The sequence below is a fragment of the Paenibacillus sp. FSL L8-0340 genome, from assembly GCF_038593145.1.
In the GTDB taxonomy this organism is placed as follows: Bacteria; Bacillota; Bacilli; order Paenibacillales; family Paenibacillaceae; genus Paenibacillus_AQ.
On the sequence record NZ_CP151967.1, the window covers coordinates 2,398,127 to 2,421,145 of the forward strand.

Annotated in this window: 24 protein-coding genes; all 24 read left to right on the top strand. The window is 48.0% G+C overall.

What is annotated here, in order from left to right; translation table 11 throughout:
- Positions 1-58: 58 nt before the first annotated feature.
- Positions 59-2,710: a molecular chaperone gene (locus tag NST07_RS10505; protein WP_341378052.1), complete on the top strand. Its 2,652-nt coding sequence runs from the start codon at positions 59-61 to the stop codon at positions 2,708-2,710.
- 31 nt (positions 2,711-2,741) lie between these two features.
- Positions 2,742-3,518, top strand: coding sequence for a DNA and RNA helicase (locus NST07_RS10510; protein ID WP_341378053.1), 777 nt, complete (start codon positions 2,742-2,744; stop codon positions 3,516-3,518).
- Between the two features lie 42 nt (positions 3,519-3,560).
- Positions 3,561-4,196, top strand: a complete 636-nt coding sequence (locus tag NST07_RS10515) for a hypothetical protein (protein ID WP_341091529.1) — start codon at positions 3,561-3,563, stop codon at positions 4,194-4,196.
- Positions 4,189-5,613, top strand: a complete 1,425-nt coding sequence (locus tag NST07_RS10520) for a hypothetical protein (RefSeq protein WP_341091530.1) — start codon at positions 4,189-4,191, stop codon at positions 5,611-5,613. Before NST07_RS10515 ends, NST07_RS10520 begins: the two co-directional genes overlap by 8 nt.
- A gap of 94 nt (positions 5,614-5,707) precedes the next feature.
- On the top strand, positions 5,708-6,949 hold the full coding sequence (locus NST07_RS10525; protein ID WP_342481494.1) for a pentapeptide repeat-containing protein: 1,242 nt from the start codon (positions 5,708-5,710) through the stop codon (positions 6,947-6,949).
- Positions 6,946-7,506, top strand: a complete 561-nt coding sequence (locus NST07_RS10530) for a hypothetical protein (RefSeq protein ID WP_342481495.1) — start codon at positions 6,946-6,948, stop codon at positions 7,504-7,506. The genes NST07_RS10525 and NST07_RS10530 overlap by 4 nt, the downstream gene beginning before the upstream one ends.
- A gap of 69 nt (positions 7,507-7,575) precedes the next feature.
- Complete coding sequence (locus NST07_RS10535) at positions 7,576-8,061, top strand: DUF4280 domain-containing protein (protein WP_052091975.1); 486 nt, start codon at positions 7,576-7,578, stop codon at positions 8,059-8,061.
- Positions 8,062-8,083: 22 nt separating this feature from the next.
- Positions 8,084-10,828, top strand: a complete 2,745-nt coding sequence (locus tag NST07_RS10540; protein WP_342481496.1) for a phage baseplate assembly protein V — start codon at positions 8,084-8,086, stop codon at positions 10,826-10,828.
- A 39-nt stretch (positions 10,829-10,867) separates the two neighbouring features.
- Positions 10,868-11,371 carry a hypothetical protein gene (locus NST07_RS10545; RefSeq protein WP_341378058.1) on the top strand — a complete coding sequence of 168 codons (504 nt, stop codon included), beginning with the start codon at positions 10,868-10,870 and terminating at the stop codon, positions 11,369-11,371.
- 41 nt (positions 11,372-11,412) lie between these two features.
- Positions 11,413-11,850 carry an Imm48 family immunity protein gene (gene imm48 / locus NST07_RS10550; protein ID WP_341378059.1) on the top strand — a complete coding sequence of 146 codons (438 nt, stop codon included), beginning with the start codon at positions 11,413-11,415 and terminating at the stop codon, positions 11,848-11,850.
- Between the two features lie 377 nt (positions 11,851-12,227).
- Positions 12,228-12,473, top strand: coding sequence for a hypothetical protein (locus tag NST07_RS10555; RefSeq protein WP_342481497.1), 246 nt, complete (start codon positions 12,228-12,230; stop codon positions 12,471-12,473).
- The gene (locus NST07_RS10560; RefSeq protein WP_342481498.1) at positions 12,455-14,758 is read left to right on the top strand and encodes a phage baseplate assembly protein V; all 2,304 of its coding nucleotides are present in this window, start codon (positions 12,455-12,457) and stop codon (positions 14,756-14,758) included. The genes NST07_RS10555 and NST07_RS10560 overlap by 19 nt, the downstream gene beginning before the upstream one ends.
- The gene (locus NST07_RS10565) at positions 14,751-15,320 is read left to right on the top strand and encodes a suppressor of fused domain protein (RefSeq protein ID WP_341091535.1); all 570 of its coding nucleotides are present in this window, start codon (positions 14,751-14,753) and stop codon (positions 15,318-15,320) included. The genes NST07_RS10560 and NST07_RS10565 overlap by 8 nt, the downstream gene beginning before the upstream one ends.
- 245 nt (positions 15,321-15,565) lie before the next feature.
- A complete protein-coding gene (locus NST07_RS10570; RefSeq protein ID WP_342481499.1) occupies positions 15,566-16,291 on the top strand; it encodes a zincin-like metallopeptidase toxin domain-containing protein in 726 nt (241 codons plus the stop codon).
- 17 nt (positions 16,292-16,308) lie between these two features.
- Complete coding sequence (locus tag NST07_RS10575; RefSeq protein WP_342481500.1) at positions 16,309-16,806, top strand: hypothetical protein; 498 nt, start codon at positions 16,309-16,311, stop codon at positions 16,804-16,806.
- 179 nt (positions 16,807-16,985) lie between these two features.
- Complete coding sequence (locus tag NST07_RS10580; RefSeq protein WP_342481501.1) at positions 16,986-18,923, top strand: phage baseplate assembly protein V; 1,938 nt, start codon at positions 16,986-16,988, stop codon at positions 18,921-18,923.
- A 19-nt stretch (positions 18,924-18,942) separates the two neighbouring features.
- Positions 18,943-19,158, top strand: coding sequence for a hypothetical protein (locus NST07_RS10585; protein WP_342481502.1), 216 nt, complete (start codon positions 18,943-18,945; stop codon positions 19,156-19,158).
- 1 nt (position 19,159) lies between these two features.
- Positions 19,160-19,588 carry an SMI1/KNR4 family protein gene (locus NST07_RS10590; RefSeq protein WP_342481503.1) on the top strand — a complete coding sequence of 143 codons (429 nt, stop codon included), beginning with the start codon at positions 19,160-19,162 and terminating at the stop codon, positions 19,586-19,588.
- Positions 19,589-19,926: 338 nt separating this feature from the next.
- Positions 19,927-20,436, top strand: coding sequence for a hypothetical protein (locus NST07_RS10595; protein WP_342481504.1), 510 nt, complete (start codon positions 19,927-19,929; stop codon positions 20,434-20,436).
- 156 nt (positions 20,437-20,592) lie between these two features.
- Positions 20,593-20,931, top strand: coding sequence for a hypothetical protein (locus NST07_RS10600; RefSeq protein ID WP_342481505.1), 339 nt, complete (start codon positions 20,593-20,595; stop codon positions 20,929-20,931).
- Positions 20,897-21,262: a deaminase gene (locus NST07_RS10605; RefSeq protein ID WP_342481936.1), complete on the top strand. Its 366-nt coding sequence runs from the start codon at positions 20,897-20,899 to the stop codon at positions 21,260-21,262. Before NST07_RS10600 ends, NST07_RS10605 begins: the two co-directional genes overlap by 35 nt.
- Before the next feature lie 19 nt (positions 21,263-21,281).
- Positions 21,282-21,722, top strand: a complete 441-nt coding sequence (locus tag NST07_RS10610; protein WP_342481506.1) for a hypothetical protein — start codon at positions 21,282-21,284, stop codon at positions 21,720-21,722.
- Positions 21,723-22,032: 310 nt separating this feature from the next.
- Entirely contained in the window at positions 22,033-22,407 is a 375-nt protein-coding gene (locus NST07_RS10615) for a hypothetical protein (protein WP_342481507.1), read from the top strand.
- A complete protein-coding gene (locus tag NST07_RS10620) occupies positions 22,383-23,012 on the top strand; it encodes a hypothetical protein (protein WP_342481508.1) in 630 nt (209 codons plus the stop codon). Before NST07_RS10615 ends, NST07_RS10620 begins: the two co-directional genes overlap by 25 nt.
- The last annotated feature ends 7 nt before the right edge of the window (positions 23,013-23,019 follow it).

Here is a 23,019-nt window from a genome sequence, read left to right on the forward strand (position 1 = left end):
GCAAGAAGAGAGGGCAGATTCAGATGCTGCGGGAGCAGCCGCCTAGGAGGTTACGAACATGAACGGTTATACATACAGGTTGCATCCTGACGCTGCGAGCCGTGAACGCATTCGGGGAACCACCCGATATACGCGGGCAGAGCTTATGGACATGACGACCTTTCAGCTTCGCAACATTTGCTACAAAGAACGGATGGTAGAAGGGCTGGGTCCGCAGACGGACCGCGAAGAGTTGATCCGGATTATCCTGAAATTTCTGGGAGCGGATGATGTACTGTGTATCGGCCGTGTGCATAAGGGCGGGTTCGAACGGATTCAGCAGGCGATCCACCGCCATATGACCTCGCCGCTAAGCAGTGATGGCGGGATTAGTGTTCCCGCCCGTCTGATTCTGTACGAAGGGCTTAAGGTGGACAGGCTGGACCGCTATATCGTTACTGCAGCGGGAGGGCTTACGGACTCCAATGTACTGCTGGTGAACGAAAGTATGGAGCTGTGCGGGATTTTCAATCTGGAGCAGGATGAAGCCGTGCCGGGCACCTTCTACTTAACCGCCGACAGTGGAGCGAGATGGGAGAGAAGCAGGAACCGCCAGTACAGTCTATTGTTTTTCCGCAAGCGTGACTCGGAGTATTTGTACAAGATTTATTATTCAGACAAGCCGCTGCCGCCTGTTAACATTCAATATACCAAAATTCCGCTAGCCCATCTCGACATCCGTGAGCTGGAACAGACGCAAGCCGTGCTTGCCATCGATTTTGGCACCTCCAATACGACGGCGGGTGCTTATTTGCATAGAGGCTATATTCAGGAACCCAGCAGCCAGGACCTGCTGAACGGACGTGTCCGCCTGGAGGAGATTAATTATGTGACTTTTCCGGATACAACCTTTAAGAATACGGACTGGATTGAAGTGCTCCCGACAGCAGTCAGCATCGCTGATTGCTCGGAACCCGGCAATATCCTGTACGAATTCGGATATGAAGCGCTGAAGAGCATGCGCAGGGGGGGCTATAGCAGCCGGGCCAGTGTCTTCCGCGGCATCAAGCGTTGGATTAGCGATTACAGTAAACAGGAGGAAGTAGTAGATGCCCAGGGCAATGCAGCTGTAGTGACGCGTCTGGATATTGTGCGCGCCTACCTTGAACATGTAATTCTGACGGCGGAGCACCAGTTCAAATGCAGGTTCAAACGGCTGCATCTGTCCGCTCCTGTGAAGATGAAGGCCCAGTTCCTTGAGATGTTCAGCGAGATTCTGCCCGAATATGAAATTGAGAGCGAGCATTCCCTCGATGAAGGAATGTCAGTGCTCTACAACACGATTGCCGACGGTATCGAACGCAATGCCTTTATGGAGGGCGTGCCGTATCAAGCTCTGGTAATTGATTGCGGCGGGGGCACAACCGACCTTTCCTCCTGCCGCTTTACTGTGGAAGACGGACAGATTGCTTACAAGCTGGACATCCACACCACCTACGAGAATGGGGATACCAATTTCGGCGGCAATAATATCACTTACAGAATTATGCAGTTCATGAAGATTGTCTTCGCGGATTATTACTCCGGACGGCGGGCCGCAACCGATATTGACAGCCTGATTGCAGCACCGGGGGCAGATGTGTTCCGCCAGGTCGATGAAGCGGGAGTCCAGAGTGTATATGCGGAGCTCGACCGCCGGTATTTGGAGGCGGAGCAGATTATTCCTACGGCCTACGCCCACCGGGAACATCGTTCACGGGACGAATATTTGCGGGTCCGCGGAAATTTCCATTTCCTCTGGGAGATTGCTGAAGAGATGAAGCAGCAATTCTTCCGCAAGACCGGCATGCTACGCAACCGATTCCACTCCGCCATTGAGGACGGACAGGACAGCGATTTGCAGATTACCACGATGGAGCGCTGGTTCCTGTCCGTGGTGCGGAACGGCGAACTCCGTGATGAATTTGAATTTCCGGATGTGGTCTTTAACATCAAGGAGATCACCCAGCTCATCAAGGCGGATATTTATGATGTGGTCCGCAAGTTCCTGGAGGAGTTCTACCGGGAGGGAAGGCTTGGCCAGTATTCGATGATTAAGCTGACGGGCCAGTCCTGCCGGATTGATGTCTTCCGGGAAGCGCTGAAGGAGTTCGTACCTGGGCGCAGTATAGAATTCCGCCAGAAACCGGCGGAAGGCCGTGTTCCTGATCTGAAGCTGGCATGCCTGCGGGGAGCGATCCGCTATCTCAGTGCCAGAAAGACGGGGGCAATTCAGGCGGAAATCACCCATGAGGCGGCGGTCATTCCTTATACGGTCAGCGCGTATTCCCACAACCTCCGGCAGAAGGTATTGATTAACAGTCTCGAGCGGAGTGACGGTCTGCCCGGCAGCATTTCCCGGCCGTTCGAGACGGCCGAGGTCGAGCTGTATGTAAGCGGCAGCGACGGGACCCTGCGGCAAAAATGCGTATACGTCAATCGTAAGGAGAATTACGAGCAGGTGGTCTATGAGGACATCCAGTCCCGCTTTGGTACGAAGATTCCGCAGGACGATACGGATTCCATTATGAACGGGGAGACAAAGTTCTTCGTGTTCGCGGATCATTCGCATTGGGGTTTCCATGTCCTGCCTGTGGCCCGCCGTGATGAGCAATTGCTGCTGGGTCACAAAAGGCTGTTCGCCTATGAGAATGAATCCTCGGAACTAGACTTTTTTGATGGACTGAAGTAAAAAAGGCAAGTCTGGGAAAGGAGCGCCGCAAATGTTCACCTATACTTACCCTGAGTTTCATAAAGGGCGGATTCTAAAGACCCGTATGCTTGAGGATCTGCGTGATTTCCCCCGGCAGTTTTGGGAGCTGTACTACAGGGATTATGCTGATGGAATTGTGTCTGGGGCAGAGGTGGAGGTACACGCCGAACGGTTATCGGTAAGCCCCGGCATACTGCTGCATGAGAGGCGGCTCTATATGATGACGGAGCCGGCGGAAATTGCTTATAAGGCCACAGGTCAAGAAACTGTTCTGAAGCTCCGGTTCACCGAGCTGGAGACAGGTCATGACCTGTCTCTGGGGCAGACCTCGCTTGCACTGGAAGATGCGGCGTCCGGGAGCGGTTCCCATGAGATGGAGCTCGCCCGCTTCAAGCTGAAGGAAGGGGCCAGATTGCGCAAGGATTACCAGAGCTTCGCGGATCTGGCCACAGAATACAATACGCTCCAGGTGCTGCAGGTTCCCTATGCGGCTCCCGGTGCCAGCACCCTTCCTCCGGCTGTGCTTCAGGACTATGCTCAGCGCCTTATGCGTACCGGTACGCCGGATCCGCATGATGTGATGTTCGCCATGCTGTGTATGAATGAAGGTGTCATCACCCGGAGTGTTATCCTGCATTATATTGCGAACCGGCTGGGACAGGAATACCGGGATTATCCGAGCCTGCAGATTCACCGCTATCTGGACCGGATTCTCTCAAATGCGCGCGGGGGACAGGGTCATAAGGGGCAAGCTCACGGGGGTATGCAGCGGATGCTGGTGGAGTAGAACGGCTGCGCATCAATCGACTATTGGAAGGATGGGGTGAAGATGGAGCATTGGGATGAGAAGATTGTGTCCATGCTTAACGGCAATACAGGCGGACAGCCTGCGGATAATTACGGAGTGATTCCGGAAGAGGCTGGACCGGATTTAACCGCACCCGTGGTGCAGATTGGAGACGAGCCGCACACCTTTGTGGAAACGGAGCTGCTGGACGGTGCGATGCGTATGCTGCTCCCGCAGACCTTTAAGCTCATGAGTAAAGAGATGGCAAAGCGGAAATATCCTTCTGAGCATCGACCCGGCGTTATATATACGACTTCCAATGCCAGAATTAACATTGCCGTCAATCACACCAAGAACCCGCTGCCGGAGGACGAGCTGTCCGATTTCAAGAAGACCATGATCCAGATGCTGCGCCGGACGCAGAAGCTGACGAAATGGTATGGGGACCATGAGTTCAGCATTAACGGCAAGCCGGTCGCTACTTGTGAATTTTTAACTCCGGCGGTTAATGCCAATCTGTATAATCTGATTCTGTTCGCTTCACTTGAGGATCGGGCACTGATGTGTACTTTTAACTGTACGGACGAGGAGCTTGAGGACTGGAAGCCGATTGCACTGGCCATGATGAAATCCATTCAGTTCATTCCACAGGAAGAAGGGGACGAGTCTCATGAGTGAACCAGCTTTGTCTTACGATAATCTGCGGGTTAGCCCGTTTGAACTGGTCAGTCTGCAGGAGTTAACCATTACGAAGCAAATGAATGAGCACACCTATGTGAAATTCACCGGTATTGTGGATGAAGAGAAGAAGGACAGCTATGTCCGGTTGAGCTCATCAAATACAGTGGTGGAGATCACGCAGGTGAATGAAGAAGGCGGCAGCTGGGTGCTGTTCAGCGGACTTATTCTGAATTTGAGTGTGTCGGTGAACCGCGGGGTCCACATCCTTGAAGTGGAGGGGGTCTCCCATACCCATGAGCTGGACATCCGCAAGAAAAGCCGTTCCTTCCAGAACCACAGCATGACTTACCCGCAGCTTCTGGATCAGATCGCGGAGGGTTATTCAAATATTGATATTATGGACGCGGCAACAGATGGAGCGGCTATCGGCAAGTTCACGCTCCAGTATGAAGAGACAGACTGGCAGTTTTTGAAGCGGATCGCTTCACGTCTGCGTACCGGTCTGATGCCTGCATCGGTCTTTGATAGTCCTAAGTTTTATTTTGGCGTGTTCGATACCTCCTCGAAAGGCAAGCTGCAGGATTTTAACTACCGGGTTCGTAAAAGAATGGACAAATTCCGTTACACTACGCAGAATACGTCAGCCAAGGTAGGCGAGGATGATTTCATATATTATGAGGTCGAGACGGGCCGGGTACTGGATCTGGGCAATGCGATCGAATTCAAAGGCAAGCTGCTGTATGTATATGAAGCGTACACTGAAATGAAGAAGGGCCTGCTTCGTCACCGCTATATTTTAAGCTCGCGTCATGGACTTCGCCAGAACACCTTTTATAATGACAAAATCATCGGAGTTTCGCTGCAAGGTCAAGTGATCGGGATCAATAAGGATAAGCTCAAAATCCACCTCTATATCGATTCGGAGCAGCAGGCGGGAGAAGCGCATGACTTTCCGTATTCATCTGTGTACACGGCAGAAGGCAACAGCGGCTGGTACGTCATGCCGGAGAAGGGCGATCATGTCCGGGTGTATTTTCCGGGGAACAAGGAGGAAGAAGGTGTAGCAACCAGCTCGGTGCGGCAGAATGCCGAAGAAGGTGAGAGCAACAAGTTAAGCAACCCTGACCACAAGTTCTTCCGCACACCGGCCGGCAAAGAGCTGAAGATGACCCCGGATGAGGTAATTGTGACCGGAAAGGACGGAAAGATCTTCATCCGGCTTAGTGAGGGCGGCGGGATCGAGATTATCAGCAGCCAGCTGATTAAGCTCAATGCTAAGGAAGATATTATGATTAACGCGGATAAAAGCATTGTCATTTCCGCCAAAGATCAGCTCAGCCTGACCTGCAAGGGCAGCAGCCTGAAGATGGACGGCACGACCGCTTTAAGCGGAACTGAAGTACGTACGAACTAAGTAAAGATATGCAGATAACATCCTATGAACAACGGTTTAGTTCCTTTGGAAGAAAAACTAAAACTGGAGCAAGCGATAACAGGAGGGGAAACTGTTGGCTCAGACTGCTGTGCTGGAGATGTTTATGGAAGAAATTGTGGGGCCGGTCCGTAACCGGGTACTGCTGCATTGGGAGCAGCTGTATCAGGCCAACCGCAAGCCGTTAAAGGAGGCGTTCATCCGCCACTTTGACAAGCTGTGCCGGGAGGTGGCGGAGCTGCAGAGCATAGGAGAGAAGGGTGCCATCGGACATTTTACCTATTCGATGCTCCGGACCCGGCTGCAGGAAGGACGCGGAGTTTATCTGGTAGAGGCTTCGGATGAGACGTGGCTGTTTGACCCCGCTTCTGTGGCGGGTGAATATGATGCTTCTTGGGCATTCGGCTACCTGGATGAGCTCCAGCTGCTGCTGGAGGAGAAAAGACAACGCCCGGGTTCCCCGTATGCCGGAGGTATCAGCCGTCCCGAACTGGAGAAGCTGCTGCTGCGTGAATCGCAGCATGGGCATCAATATGTTATTGCACTGCTCCGCTGGGCGATGCCGGAGGCGATGCTTACCGAGGGGTTTCGTAAGCTGGAGCAATGCGGAATAGTTGAAGTGCGTGTAGGCGAGTATCTCGATATCAGCGAGTCTGTCTACCGCAAGGACAGCGACCCTGCGGATGAGACCGAGATTCGGAAATGGCTGGCTGAGCGGATCGAAGGTGCTTACGGATACGGCGCACTGGAGCGGCTGGATCTGACAGGCGGAGATTACAGTGAAATGGATTTTCGTTATTCTGCCTTTCGGGAGAGCGCTTTTGGCGGTAGCAGCTTTGCAGAGAGCAATCTGGTGGGTACGGTCTGGGAAGGCTGCGATTTGACGGATACGGAATGGAATCAGGGATGGCTGCACGGTGCAAGCTTCCAGAATTGTCGTCTGGTGGGGGCGTTATTTCATCGGGCGGAGGCGGCCTGCGGGCTTCCTGATCCGGGGAAGTGGGAGATTCCGGGCTTCCATGAAATATCCTTTGCCGGAGCTGACTTAAGCGAGGCTGAATTTGTTCTGGCCAAGCTGCGGGGGGCTAGATTCACGGGGGCGAAGCTTACCGGAGCCATCCTTGGATGGTGCGATCTGACCGGTGCAGATTTCCGGGGAGCTGATCTGCGTGGAACGAATTTCTCAGGCTCCTGTTTAATAGGAGCGCAGATGGATACGGGCGCGTGCAGCTTGCTCAGCGAACGTCCGGAAATGCCGGAACTTCCGTTCACGGAAGAAGCCATTATGGATTGGCTGAAGGAGGAACATCAACAATGAGAAGCGACTGGTTCCAGCTCTCACAGGATATGCGTGTGCGGGGGGCACTTGAACCGCGTGGTGTAAAAGAAGCCATCCGTCCGGAATGGCTGAAGGGGGAGGATTTACTGGAACTGGAGCGGTCCAATCTGCATTTTGAGCTGAAGCCCAGTCACCAGCTGTTGGCGGTGGACCTCATTGAGCGGCCTTATCCGCTGTGGTCTGATCCTCTGAAGCAGCTGCTTCAGACCTTTGCCCCGCGTCTGATCTTCCGTCTGGCCGGACTAATGGACGCCGAACGAGAGCAGCTGTACCCCTATTGGTTCCTGGTTCCGCCGCAGCTTGCCTGTCTGCACGAAGACAGCCAGTTCGACAGCAGCGGCCGCCTCACCCGGCTGAAGGTGGATGCGGACTGCTTACAGACCTGCGGCTGGCCGATTGTCCAGGCCGTGGATAATCGGCTGCACGAGAATGTGTTCCTGATCAACCTCGCACTTGCGGAAGCCATTTTGCGCAGAGACTTTACCGGGTTATGTATGCAGCGGGTAGAGATGACAACAGCGGAGCCGATGTTATGAGATAAATGGAAGCCGTTAATTATAGCATTTCAACTGACATAGGCAGTTGAATTTAGGAGGGGAATCTCTATGGCAGAAATCAAAGGAATCACGAGACCGGATGTTGTGGAACAGGACGGAGGAGGGGCAGAGCCGAGCTACGTGGTTGCCGGGGCAATCTTAAGCTGTACATGCGGAACTCAGCTGAATCGCTTGAAAATCCCTTATAGCCACGGCGTCCACCTGAAAGAAAAAGCACAGCTGAATGTGGAGGACAAGAACCCGATGATCCACATTATGCCATTCGGGAATTGTACCAGCCTATTGAACCCGGCTGTCCAGATCGGGAAACTCGATATTGAAGGGCGGAAGAAGGCGCCGTGTGTTCCGGGGATTTCGACTTCGTGGATGGACGGAAAAACAGATGTGCTTGTGGAGGGACATCCCGCGCTGCTCAGCACATGTGTGAACCAGTGTGTTTATGGGGGACGAATTGTGATCGAGGATGACGGTCAGGAGCTTGGGGGATCGAGCCTGGAGGGGACGACGAGCGGGTTCGGCGGGGCCATCCGGTAATGTAAAGGAGAGGAGTGAGACAATGGGCATTGTGGAAGCCGCAACAGGCACATGGAACCTCAAGTGCCATTCGCCCTATCCCGTGCACAGCATCCAGAGCATACATATGGAGCGGAAGGCAGGCGGACATGCACGCTTGTTCCTGACCGCTGTTCTTCCCGAAGAACAACAGGACCGGGAAATCGATATGACCGCAAACGGGGAGAATATCTCCCTGATCGAGACCGGTGAACGGGGCCAAGAAATACGCAAGCTGTTTCAGGGGATCATCCAGGAGGTTGGCGTCCGGGATGTTCAGGGGGTATACATCCTGGAACTGGAGGCCGTCTCCTATTCGTATCTGCTGGACATCGAGCCGCGAATTCGTTCGTTTCAGCATAGCGAGATGGAATGTGAGGACGTGATCCGTCAGGTATTATCAGCCTACCCAAAGTCTGACCTCATCGACTACGTGAGCAGCGGCACGAAGCTGGGAGGGCTGACGGTACAGTACCGCGAGACGGATTGGCAGTTCCTGCGGCGAATCGCATCCCGGTTCGGAGCGGTGGTGATCCCGGAGGTGACGGCGGATGCGCCGAAGCTGTATTTTGGTGTCCCGGATGGCGGATATCATGAACTCAAGGATCAGAATTATACAGTAACAAGAGATTTGCACGCGCTGAAGATGTCCTGGTCGGTGGGAGCCGCAGACGTAAAAGAAGCAGACTTCACCTCTTACCGGGTAGAGACGCGGCGCTGGTTCGGACTCGGAGATACCGTACAATTTCAAGGACAGGAGCTGCGGGTAGCAGCAGCAGAGAGCAGGCTAATGCAGGGCATGCTCATACATACGTATACCCTCAGTCCCCACAGCGGGATCCGGGAGAATGAAATCCGCAACGATGAACTGGCAGGAGCTTCGCTGGAAGGCAGGATCTTGGCGGTCACGAAGGATACCGTAAAAGTACATCTGAACGTGGATGCGACCCAAGCGGAGAATGAAGCGAGCTGGATGCCGTACTCCGCGGTCTATGCGAGTGACGGTGGAGGTTTCTACTGCATGCCGCAAGCGGGAGATTCGGTACAGGTGTATTTCGGAAGCGGGCGTGAACAAGACGCGTTCGCGATGGGATCGGTGAGGCGGGGCAGCAGTCCGTCACCGAAGACCGCGGATCCGGCGACCAAGAGCTGGGGAACGAACTTCGGGAAAGAGATGCGGATGACGGATGCGGAGATGTCGCTGATCGCGACCGAAGGCAGCCTGTTCATCACGCTGGACGACGGAGGCATCTCGATCACGAGTAACAGCGGTATCCAGATGAACACCGTGCAGGATTTGGTACTGGACAGCGAGAAGAGTATAGAGATCGAAGCGAAGGAAATTCTGTTCCTGCAATGCGGGGACAGCAGTCTGGTGCTGGATGGGATGTCGGACCTGCGGGGAAGCAGCCTGACGATGAATGGCATCAAAAAGATGCCCGTGCAGGTGGAAGACCTGGAGCCGCAATACGAAGCCCCGTTCGTGAGCGAAGTGGCAGTGCCGGAAGAGGCCGCCCCCGAAGAGCAGCCGAAGAAGAAGAAGAAAAAAGGGTTTTGGAGTAAGGTGCTGGATGTAAGCCAGACGGTGCTGGATGTGGTGGGCATGATCCCGGTTTATGGGGAAATCGCGGATTTGGCGAATGCGGGGATCTATGCGCTGCGCGGGGATTATATGAGTGCAAGCCTTTCATTAGCAGCGACAGTGCCTGGTGCAGGTTGGGCAGCAACAGGAACTAAACTGTTTGTGAATAGTAAGAAATTCACGAAAGCCGCAAATATGGTGGGGAAGGCGACGAAAGCTGTAAGCAAAATAGCGGACAAGGGAGCTGATGTCGCGAAAGCGATCGGGAAATTAGCGGATACCACGGGGGATGCGCTGAATGCCGGTCTAGGAAAAGTGCTGACAAAAGCGAAGAAGCTGGCGAGCAATGTAAGTACGTTCGATCTAGCCGGGAAGCTGAAGAGCGGCATGAATACCATCCTGACGAATTCATCCAATTTGAAAAAAGTGTTGCAAAAGGTCAAAAAAGAAGTGAAGAAAACCGCAGATCAAGTAATGGATCAGGTATCCGATACGATGACAGGGCTGAAAAACCGTCTGTCCGGTCCACAAAAAGCACTGGATGGCCCCTCTGATTTTTCATTCAGCAAACCAAATAAATCTCTTCCACAAAATAGCCAGCAGAAGAATTTCTGGAGTGAGATGGAGGCAGGCAAAGAGGATTTAGCGAAGAAGATGCCTGGGGGGACGGGTAAAGGTAATCTAAAAAAACCAGATGACATCGAGATTAAGGAATACGGAGAATGGAAAAATGATGGATCGGGGACTCAAAAGCATCATTTAAACCAAGACGCAGCGTATGGTTCAGTAATTCCAACTGATAAAGGAGTAACAATTGAACTTGATGGAAACATCATTAGTGGTCCTGTCGGAACCCCGCACTATAAAGCACATCAAGAAATGGAGAAATTCTGGGATCAATTCAGAGAAGTCACTAAAAAATATCCTGCAGGTCCACGTGTAGGTGATATCCCAACAAATTTAGAATATACAAGAGCTTTAAAACGTTCCCTGGAAGCAGCAGGTCTATCACCGGATCAGGTAAAGAAATCTTTGAAAGAAGCAATTCATCAAAGAGTAAAATACGGTTTGCTTGGTGGTATGAATGTTCCGTTAAAGTTTGGAAAGAATGGAGTACCGAAGATTCCGGGTAGGATATATGGCGTTTATAGAGATTACAAACCATAAAGTTTCATTATTATTGCTGGAAAATGGGAGGTATAACAGATGAAAGAGATTATAGTTAATCAAGAATTATTAAACGAGTTTGAGAATATCCAGTGGTTTATTAATTGTGGTAACATAGAAGAAATAGATTTACTATGTTCGGTACAACTTGTTGCTGGATGGGAGAAGGCAGAGGAACTTGACGATAAAGAAGAATGGGAGGAGGTAATATCAAGCAGTAGGGATGAGCTTTCAAATTTTGTTCTGAAAAAACTGGGATATAGTGTTAGGGATTTTAATTCAATTGTTGCTGTAGTAAGAGAGTCACTACAGTATAAAACTGCTATCTCTAAACTTTACGACGTTATTGAAGAGAAAAATATAAAAGAAGAGTTTGGTGGTACATTGGGTTGGTTATTACTTAATGCAGGTATTGAAAGTGCTTATGTTGAGTATAATGGTTGTCCAAGATTTTTTAGCGAAATGCTATCCGTTTTCAAACTCGGACACTGTCCATGTGGATGGAAGGGGAAATGGCCTAAAGGTACATTATATATTTACTAAACACTTATTTATAATAAGGTAAAGATGATGGGAGATAGATAATGAGCGACTTTTTAGAACCCGAGAAACTCGACGGAGTAAAAGTAAATAATGCGACAAGTGAGCTAAGGCTTTTTTTAACTAAAATATTTGAACTAATTGGAATCAGGTTTGAGGATACATCTGAGCTTGAAAGACAAGTTATTGCAGCGTTTTGTTTTGGCGCATTAAATGCTATTGTTCAAAGGGACGAGATGAATCAGCCACAGGCACATGCCTTGATAATAGCGCTACTGATTAATGGATTTAAATACAGTGAAAAACAGGCAGTTAATTTTGCGGAGGACTTAATTCAAGCAACAAATAAAGAGTATCACCCTGTAATGAATTCAATAATTCATAGAGGAATAGATGGTCATTATCAGTATGAAAATAACATGGAGGAAAATTTAAGACAAAATATATTAGGTGTCATTAATGCGGTGAAAAAGAAAGCGTGAATAATGCTTCTATTTTTACCGCAAATCAAACACTTTAATTTTACAATCTTTACATTGAACAGGTCGATTATTTTAGACACCTTCTGTGGTTTAGTGGATATTCGACAATCTCACTTTACCAAACGAAGCAGTGTTTTTCTATGTTGGCAAGATCCTGACTTAAACATGCTCCACCTAACCCTAGCGGGGTCTGAATTCGATTCTGACTCTGCGAAAGTTGAGCTATTAACATCAAGATAGTATAGTACAACCACCAAACCAAACTCTAAAAATTGAAAAACTACTTACCAATTTTCAAACGCTTATTCCAACTTGAATCATGAGATAGGAATAAGCGTTTTTGTATGTCAAAAATCAAAGGTGGGAGTAGCGAATAATTGAAGAAACAGTCTATGCGCATGCAGACCTGTGTCTGGCCGATCGTCCGTGCTGTGGACGATCAGCTGAAAGAGAATGTATTACTCCTGATCAACCTTGCACTCCGGAAGCCATCCTGCGCAGGAATTTTACCGGGCTGGGGGTATACATCCTGGAACTGGAGGCCGTCTCCTATTCGTATCTGCTGGACATCGAGCCGCGAATTCGTTCGTTTCAGCATAGCGAGATGGAATGTGAGGACGTGATCCGTCAGGTATTATCAGCCTACCCAAAGTCTGACCTCATCGACTACGTGAGCAGCGGCACGAAGCTGGGAGGGCTGACGGTACAGTACCGCGAGACGGATTGGCAGTTCCTGCGGCGAATCGCATCCCGGTTCGGAGCGGTGGTGATCCCGGAGGTGACGGCGGATGCGCCGAAGCTGTATTTTGGTGTCCCGGATGGCGGATATCATGAACTCAAGGATCAGAATTATACAGTAACAAGAGATTTGCACGCGCTGAAGATGTCCTGGTCGGTGGGAGCCGCAGACGTAAAAGAAGCAGACTTCACCTCTTACCGGGTAGAGACGCGGCGCTGGTTCGGACTCGGAGATACCGTACAATTTCAAGGACAGGAGCTGCGGGTAGCAGCAGCAGAGAGCAGGCTAATGCAGGGCATGCTCATACATACGTATACCCTCAGTCCCCACAGCGGGATCCGGGAGAATGAAATCCGCAACGATGAACTGGCAGGAGCTTCGCTGGAAGGCAGGATCTTGGCGGTCACGAAGGATACCGTAAAAGTACATCTGAACGTGGATGCGACCCAAGCGGAGAATGAAGCGAGCTGGATGCCGTACTCCGCGGTCTATGCGAGTGACGGTGGAGGTTTCTACTGCATGCCGCAAGCGGGAGATTCGGTACAGGTGTATTTCGGAAGCGGGCGTGAACAAGACGCGTTCGCGATGGGATCGGTGAGGCGGGGCAGCAGTCCGTCACCGAAGACCGCGGATCCGGCGACCAAGAGCTGGGGAACGAACTTCGGGAAAGAGATGCGGATGACGGATGCGGAGATGTCGCTGATCGCGACCGAAGGCAGCCTGTTCATCACGCTGGACGACGGAGGCATCTCGATCACGAGTAACAGCGGTATCCAGATGAACACCGTGCAGGATTTGGTACTGGACAGCGAGAAGAGTATAGAGATCGAAGCGAAGGAAATTCTGTTCCTGCAATGCGGGGACAGCAGTCTGGTGCTGGATGGGATGTCGGACCTGCGGGGAAGCAGCCTGACGATGAATGGCATCATAAAGATGCCCGTGCAGGTGGAAGACCTGGAGCCGCAATACGAAGCCCCGTTCGTGAGCGAAGTGGCAGTGCCGGAAGAGGCCGCCCCCGAAGAGCAACCAAAGAAGAAGAAGAAAAAAGGGTTTTGGAGTAAGGTGCTGGATGTAAGCCAGACAGTGCTGGATGTGGCGGGCCTGATCCCGGGTGTAGGAGAAATCGCAGATTTGGCGAATGCGGGGATCTACGCGCTGCGTGGGGATTATTTGAATGCAAGCCTTTCGGTAGGTGCTTCAGTGCCCTTTGCGGGCTGGGGAGCGACCGGAGCGAAGCTACTCATGAAGAGCGAGAAATTCATGAAGGTTGCGAACGTGGTGGGGAAGGCGACCAAAGCCGTAAACAAAGTGGCGGACAAAGGAGCCGATGTCGCAAGGGCGATCGGAAAAATAGCGGATAATGCGGGGGAGGCGTTGAATGCCGGTCTAGGGAAAGTGCTGACTAAAGCGAAGAAGCTGGCAAGCAATGTAAGTACGTTCGATCTAGCCGGCAAGCTGAAGAGCGGCATGAATACCATCCTGACGAATTCGTCCAAGCTGAAAAAAGTGTTGCAAAAGAACGTGTCCGCGCTGGATGAAATGTGGACGGGATGGAAGCAGCAGGTCAAACATGAAGTTAAGAAAACCGCAGATCAAGTAATGGATCAGGTATCCGATACGATGACCCGGCTGAAAAACCGTCTGTCCGGTCCACAAAAAGCAATGGATGGTCCCTCTAATGTTTCATTCAGCAAACCGGATAATCCTCTACCACAAAATAGCCAGCAGCAGAATTTCTGGAGTGAGATGGAGGCAGGCAAAGAGGAATTAGCGAAGAAGATGCCTGGGGGGACGGGTGATGTTACCACAGATAGTTTATATAAGAGAGGTGGTTTTAGAAAAGGCGCTCGTGCTAAAGCGGAAAGTGAGGCGCCAAAAAACACATCAGGAAAAATGATCTGTCCTACTTGTGGAAAAGACATCCCAGATAGTATTATTATTAATACTAAAAATGGCCCCGTAAAAAGAATTGGATATGACTTAGACCATTACCCAGATACCTGGGCGGAAAGAGTTGCAAGTATGAAAGCTGGTGAAGTGCCACCAACACGAGTGGAAGTGTTGGATGAGTACAATGCGCGTTTAAGGGTTCAATGTAATGAATGTAATATCGGTCATAAATATGAAGGAGTAGAAGGAACACATAAAGGAGTAAATAAGGATGATTAACTATGGAGAACTTTACTACGACCATTACAGCCATTTTTTAGGTGAACCAATTGACCGAGAGGTGTTCAAAAATAATGAAGAAATGCCAAGTATACAAATTTTGAAATACGAAAATGTATTTGAAGAATGCTTAGTTTATAACACTCTTGGATTTAGCAAGTATGAGGAAGTAGTAGGCGATAATGTTGAGATTTCATTGGTAGTTGATGGGGCATTTAGCAGTGCTGGGTATGTTCTTGCGAATGCATTATTTTATTGTATAGGTAACCAAGTACAAATAGGGCGAGGAATAGCAATTAGCGGCATTGAAAGTATTGAGAAATCATTTGTTCAAAAGTATAAAAAAAACGTAGTTTACTTTACTGAACCATTTGCGTTCACAGAAGAATATAGTCATGTTCCGACTAAAAGTGAAGATAAAGACGGAAAAATTCTATTAGCTTTTTTTATCTCACAGTCAGAATATGAGTATTTTGTAAAGTATGGAACGGAGAAATTTGAAGATCTACTAGAAGAAAAGAATGTTGATCCATTTAATGTTAGTAGAGAATCTATTGTTTGAAGGCTACTTAGTTCCGAATGAAGGTATTATTTAATTATAGTGGCTGTCCTATCGACCAATGTTTTTGCACATATGTTAGGTCGAGACTGTCAAGAAAATGTAATTTTTGAAAACGTACAATATCTCCAACAACGCCACAATACGAGTTAGCCGCCGTATTGTGGTTTTTTTCATAAGTTGATGGGTAGAAAAGAATAAAATAACCGGATACCGCGGGGGATGCGCTGAATGCCGGTCTAGGAAAAGTGCTGACAAAAGCGAAGAAGCTGGCGAGCAATGTGAGCGCGTTCGATCTAGCTGGCAAGCTGAAGAGCGGCATGAATACCCTCCTGGAAAAACACTCGAAGCTGAAAAAAGTGCTACACCTAGCAGGGGGCATGGGAGTCAACTACATGGCGACGTTGGCGATGGGCTCCGGGGTAGATGCACTGAGCGAACATGCAGATTCGAATATTGTGAAGGCAGCGGTGTTTACCCTGAGTATGCTTATGGGCCGGAGTAGGTTGAAGAAAGGGAAAGGTGGGGGTTCTAAGGGAACGGGGGAAGGTGATAAGAGAGCTAATGAAAGTTATGATTATAGAAAAGTAAATAAACAAACTAATGCTATAGGAGAAACACTCGCAACAAGTAAACAGGTGAAACAATTCAAGAAAAAATGGGAACAACTAGGGGTACCTGTGAAAGTGGATAAAAAAGGGAAGATTCTCAAAGGGAATTATGAAGCGGCATTCGATTATGGGTATGGTAGGATATTTATCAAGAAAAATCCTACTGTTGTTAATATATACCATGAAGGATATCACGCAGAACAATGGTTAGATATAGGAAAAGATTCATATACAAAGCTGAGTAGATTAGAAAGAGAAGAATACGTATTTGAACAAATTATGAAGAATAAACATCTATTTGATGAAGCTTCGTTAGATCATTCGTTTGAGTATATTGACGGATTAAGAAGAAAATTTAAATAAAAGGAAATGATGATAATATGTCGTTAAATAAATATAAAAAAATGACAAGTGAAGAGTTTAAGAGTTTAACTGAAGAAGAATTTAACGAATATATAAAGTTGAAGAAAGAAGATCTTCCTAGACATCATCGTAAAATAGAAGAAATCACGATTGAAATTGTTTCGACCCCAGAAGAAGCAATTGAAATCGCAAAAAAGTACCATCAAGAACATGAATTGGATGGGACGGTTAATGTGCAAATAGAAAGTTTATTTTTTGACGAAGCCTATACGTTTAAAGTAGATTTAGAAAATAGAGAGAATGATGATATTCGACCTGCTTGGAGAGTTACTGTAGATTTACCACCAAATCCATTTTTGTTTGAAGATTATACTATAATTGTATCAGACAGAGATAAAGCGGTAATGGGGATGTTAGATCCTAATGGACATCCAGTATCAGAAGGTAACGAGTTCACTGATGAAGATATAGAGTATATTATGAGTGATGAAGACCTAGAAGATGATGAGAAATAATATTGAAACAATTTTTAATCCTATTATTATATTTTTTAAGTAGTGATTTTAGTGGGTAGGTACAGAATGAACTCATTATCAACCAATAACACTTGTTTGAAAAGTATAACGTTAATAACGTAAGAGCGTACATAGAACAGGTCGATTATGGTCAGATGCCACCATGATTAACCTGTTTTTTGTTAACTTCGTTTTCTTGCAGTCTTTTCAAAATATCTGACGTAAGGGAAGCAGACTTCACCTCTTACCGGGTAGAGACACGGCGCTGGTTCGGACTCGGAGATACCGTACAATTTCAAGGACAGGAGCTGCGGGTAGCAACGGCAGAGAGCAGGCTTATGCAGGGCATGCTTATACATACGTATACCCTCAGTCCCCACAGCGGGATCCGGGAAAATGAAATCCGCAACGATGAACTGGCAGGAGCTTCGCTGGAAGGCAAGATCTTGGCGGTCACGAAGGATACCGTAAAAGTGCATCTGAACGTGGATGCGACCCAAGCGGAGAATGAAGCGAGCTGGATGCCGTACTCCGCGGTCTACGCGAGTGACGGTGGAGGGTTCTACTGTATGCCGCAAGCGGGAGATTCGGTGCAGGTGTATTTCGGAAGCGGGCGTGAACAAGACGCGTTCGCGATGGGATCGGTGAGACGGGGCAGCAGCCCGTCCCCGAAGACTGCGGATCCGGCGACTAAGAGCTGGGGAACGAACTTCGGGAAAGAGATGCGGATGACCGATGCAGAGATGTCGCTGATCGCGACCGAAGGGAGCCTGTTCATCACACTGGACGACGGAGGCATATCGATTACGAGTAACAGCGGCATCCAAATGAAAGCCGTGCAGGATTTGGTACTGGACAGCGAGAAAAGTATAGAGATCGAAGCGAAGGAAATTCTGTTCCTGCAATGCGGGGACAGCAGTCTGGTGCTGGACGGGATGTCGGACCTGCGGGGAAGCAGCCTGACGATGAATGGCATCATAAAGCTGCCCGTGCAGGTCGAAGACCTGGAGCCGCAATACGAAGCCCCGTTCGTGAGCGAAGTGGCCGTGCCGGAAGAAGCCGCCCCCGAAGAGCAGCCGAAGAAGAAGAAGAAGAAAAAAGGGTTTTGGAGTAAGGTGCTGGATGTAAGCCAGACGGTGCTGGATGTGGCGGGCCTGATCCCGGGTGTAGGAGAAATCGCAGATTTGGCGAATGCGGGGATCTATGCGCTGCGGGGGGATTATTTGAATGCAAGCCTTTCATTAGCAGCGACAGTGCCTGGTGCAGGTTGGGCAGTAACAAGAACTAAACTGTTTGTGAATAGTAAGAAATTCATGAAAGTCGCAAATGTGGTGGGGAAGGCGACGAAAGCTGTAAGCAAAATAGCGGACAAAGGAGCCGATGTCGCGAAGGCGATCGGGAAAATAGCGGATAATGCGGGGGAGGCGCTGAATGCCGGTCTAGGGAAAGTGCTGACGCAAGCGAAGAAGCTGGCAAGCAATGTAAGTACGTTCGATCTAGCTGGGAAGCTGAAGACACAGATGAACAAGCTTCTAGCGAATTCGTCCAGGCTGAAAGAAGTGTTGCACAAGAACGTGTCCGCACTGGATGAAATGTGGACGGGATGGAAGCAGCAGGTCAAACAAGAAGTGAAGAAAACCGCAGATCATGTAAAGGATACGATGACCCGGATGAAGAACGGTCTGTCCGGTCCAAAATATGCAACGAATGGTCCCGAACCTGGTTCACTCTACGAACCGAAGCAGCTTGTTACAAAAAATAGCCAGCAGCAGAATTTCTGGAGTGAGATGGAGGCAGGCAAAGAGGAATTAGCGAAGAAGATGCCTGGGGGGACGGGGAAAGGTAAGAACATCCCGGATGATCCACCGCCACCTAAACATTCGCCTGAGGGGACGGGTGAAACCTATCGCCACCTCAAGGATTATGAGAACAATAAGTATTTTACAAGAAGCGTAGAGTATAATGCAGGTAAGGATGGAACGGGATTTACCTACAAGGTTTACCAACGCAATGATATTGATTGGAATATGGCCAGAACAACAGGTGCTAGAAAGGGGCGTGGCTTAACAAAATGCAGAAGCCTCCGCAAAACATGGTCTAGCCCCAATACTAGATGATGCAGGCAGTGTAGCAACATTGCATCATTCACAGCAAAAAGGAATTGGACCGTTATTCGAGGCATCAACTAGGTATCACAATATTAGTAACGCCAAAAGAGCACCATTGCATCCGTATAAGGGAAAACTTAATCCTTCTTACCCTATGGATGAAGCAACGAGAGAAGCCTTTCAAAAAGTAGATTCAATAAATTATTGGAAACGAAGAGGAATTAACGAATTAGGAGGTAATTAAATTGACTAATCTTCCTGACGGGCTTGAAGAAATTCTTGCGGAAGAAACATACGAACGTCAAAATAAAGGTGAAGTACAAGATGCGATAAACCGTTTAGGTGTAAATGTATCAGAAACTTTTTTTGAATTTTATAATAAATATACTGGACCTTTTTGGGAAGAATCTGTTCCTTTTGAGTTGTTAGATATTGTTGAAGATACTAATACTATAGAATCCTACACCATGATTTCTCGTAAAGAACACGAATTTCCAAAACAGTATCTCGTTCTTAGTGAGATGTCAGCAAATGCTGTGCTTGTCCTCGATACTAATACAGATGGAGTGTACAAGGTGAATTTTGAAGGTGGAGATGAGTTGTTAAAGAAAGGTGAGTTGAAAGAAACTTGGTCAACCTTCTATGATTTTTTAGTTGAATATTTTAACTGCTAAGATTGAGTATCGGTGGGGGGCTGCCCATTGCCGAACAAACCTATCATTCAACCAGTAACACATCTAACCCTTGTAATACCCGTATGAAGATTTCTCGATTTCGGTTGTACGCACATCAAATGTTTTAATTTTATAACCTAAATAACGCTATTCCGTTACATTGAACAGGTCGATTATGGTCAGATACCACCATAATGGATCTGTTTTTTGTTATCTTCGTTTTCTTGCGCAAATTTACTCACAACTGTAGAATGGGCGCCCCGATAGGGAGGATGAAAAGGCAATGCATCTATTAAGCGAAGGAAATTCTGTTCCTGCAATGCGGAGACAGCAGTCTGGTGCTGGACGGGATGGCAGACCTGCGGGGAAGCAGCCTAACGATGAATGGCATCATAAAGCTGCCCGTGCAGGTCGAAGACCTGGAGCCGCAATACGAAGCCCCGTTCGTGAGCGAAGTGGCCGCGCCTGAAGAAGCCACCCCCGAAGAACAGCCGAAGAAGAAGAAAAAAGGGTTTTGGAGTAAGGTGCTGGATGTAAGCCAGACAGTGCTGGATGTGGCAGGCCTGATCCCGGGTGTTGGGGAGATCGCGGATTTGGCGAATGCGGGGATCTATGCGCTGCGCGGGGATTATACGAGTGCACTCTTTTCGCTAGGTGCTTCAGTGCCCTTTGCAGGCTGGGGACCGACGGGAGTTAAGCTGGGAAACAAAGTCAGGAGAGTACTGCAGAAGGTAGATCTGGCAGGCCAGGCGAGCAAAGCTTACGGCGCAATCAAAACCGTGGCAAGTAAGGGAGCCGATGTCGCGAAGGCGATCGGAAGAATAACGGATACCGCGGGGATGCGCTGAATGCCAGTCTAGGGAAAGTGCTGACGAAAGCGAAGAAGCTGGTAAGCAATGTAAGTACGTTTGATCTAGCCGGGAAGCTGAAGAGCGGCATGAATACCATCCTGACGAATTCGTCCAAGCTGAAAGAAGTGTTGCACAAGAACGTGTCCGCGCTGGATGAAATGTGGATGGGATGGAAGCAACAGGTCAAAAAAGAACCGGCTGAAAAACGGTCTGTCCGGTCCACAAAAAGCACTGGATGGCCCCTCTGATTTTTCATTCAGCAAATCAAATAAATCTCTTCCACAAAATAGCCAGCAGAAGAATTTCTGGAGTGAGATGGAGGCAGGCAAAGAGGATTTAGCGAAGAAGATGCCTGGGGGGACGGGTGATCATGATGCGGCATGGAAGGAAATTGATCGTTATAGGACAAAACTGAAAGAATTTGAACCCCTCGGTGATAAAATTCCATTTAAAGGTGATGGACAAGGAACTATCGCCTTTAAAAGAAGTTAATGGTAAAAAAGTATTTGGGATTAACTCATCTGCTATTAGTAATGAATCCAAAAACTTGGGAAGAGAATTTTTAAAATCGATGCAGGAAAAAGGTTTTTTTGAAGGTAAGCGTTATGGTCAGGGGTTGACACAAGTACTGACACACGGAGAGGCTCATTCATTGATGAGAGCATGGAAAAAAACTGGTGGAAATCTGGGTGATGAGGTTGTAATCTATGTTGATCGGTTAACCTGTGGAATTTGCCAAACTGGATTCCCAATGCTTAAGGAATTTTTGAATTTAAAAAAGATCAAGATTATTTCTAAAGATGGAAGTGAATTTATTTTCTAATACTGGGAGGAATTTGTATATGAATAAAGTAGTCTATCAAGCCCCTAATGGCTCTGAATTTATCTTGCATGATCTTGTCGAATTAAAAAACCATGTACTAAACGAGTTTCCTGATTATTGGCATGAAGGTCATGGTGGTGGGATAATCAGTTGGCTTGATGATGAAAAATGTACGAGACAGCTTCTTATTCTACCAAATGATGATTACGGGATATACTTGCAGTATATTGATAAAAGAAAAAATGAGAAGTCATATGAAACTTGGCTTTCTTTGCAAGACTCTAATAATTTAAGCGAGGAGACAGCAGAATACTCTGATGAATTATACGCTTCAATTGGATTGTTTTTACCAGTAGGAAAAGCATGGTTAGCAATCGAGGAATTTTGTGAGACGGGGGGGGAAACAGACAAAATCGATTGGATTGAGGAAACTGCCATGCCTGAAGATAGTAATTTTTAGACAAATAACTTTATGCAGTTATAATGGACAACTCGTTTGGCGAACCATTTTTTAAAAATAAAAGTGTTTAAAATTGTGAAGTAGGCTACTCAGTGCCGAAATGTAATACCGGTAAGCATTACATTGAACAGATTGATTATGGTCAGACACCACCAAGATTGATCTGTTTTGTTATGTTTGCGATTTTTTTAAATTTCAATTACAACTGAGATTTACTACCTACGGTGTAGAGATGTGGTGTTGGTTTGCGCTCGGAGATAACGTCGCGCTGGATATTGGTTAGTTAACACTAAATGCCGGTCTAGGGAAAGTGCTGACAAAAGCGAAGAAGCTGGCAAGCAATGTAAGTACGTTCGATCTGGCCGGGAAGCTGAAGAGCGGCATGAATACCATCCTGACGAATTCGTCCAGGCTGAAAGAAGTGTTGCACAAGAACGTGTCCGCACTGGATGAAATGTGGACGGGATGGAAGCAGCAGGTCAAACAAGAAGTGAAGAAAACCGCAGATCAAGTAATGGATCAGGTATCCGATACAATGACCCGGCTGAAAAACAGTCTGTCCGGTCCACAAAAACACTGGATGGCCCCTCTGATGTTTCATTCAGCAAACCGGATAATCCTCTTCCACAAAATAGCCAGCAGCAGAATTTCTGGAGTGAGATGGAGGCAGGCAAAGAGGAATTAGCGAAGAAGATGCCTGGGGGGACGGGTAATACCACTAATCCAGGAAAACCCAAAGCAAGCAAAGATAAACCAAAAGCCAGTAGAAAGCCTTCTAAAAGTAACAACAAGCAAAAGACAAAGAGACTATCAAATGCGGAGTTAGATAAGCTAGTAGAGGAAAATTTTGTAAAAGAAACATCAAGAACTAGAACTTTTACTCCAGATACTATGCCAGGGAGTAAAGAATTCGCTAAATGGTTCAAAGATTTGAGTGTAGATGAATTTGAACTGGCTTGGGCAACACCGGAATTAAGAACTATTATTGAGAGTAGAATACGTCATCCAGGTGGACTCCACGAATGGCATTTAGTATCTCGTGCTCCCATCTTTAAAAGGTGGGGTGTTACGGCAGAAGCTATCGCTGAAATGAGAACACTAACAAAGAATGTTGAGTTTGTTAATCCAGTAGGAAAACATGGTTTCGATGGTTCAGGAAAAGCACATAGAGAACTTCTTGAAATCATTGATAACTCTTTAGATTATGGTACGTTTAAAAGAAAGTTACGTAACTGGGCACATTACAGATTAAAGGGTGGAATAGATTCATTACCAGAGGGGTTACGATAAGAAAAGG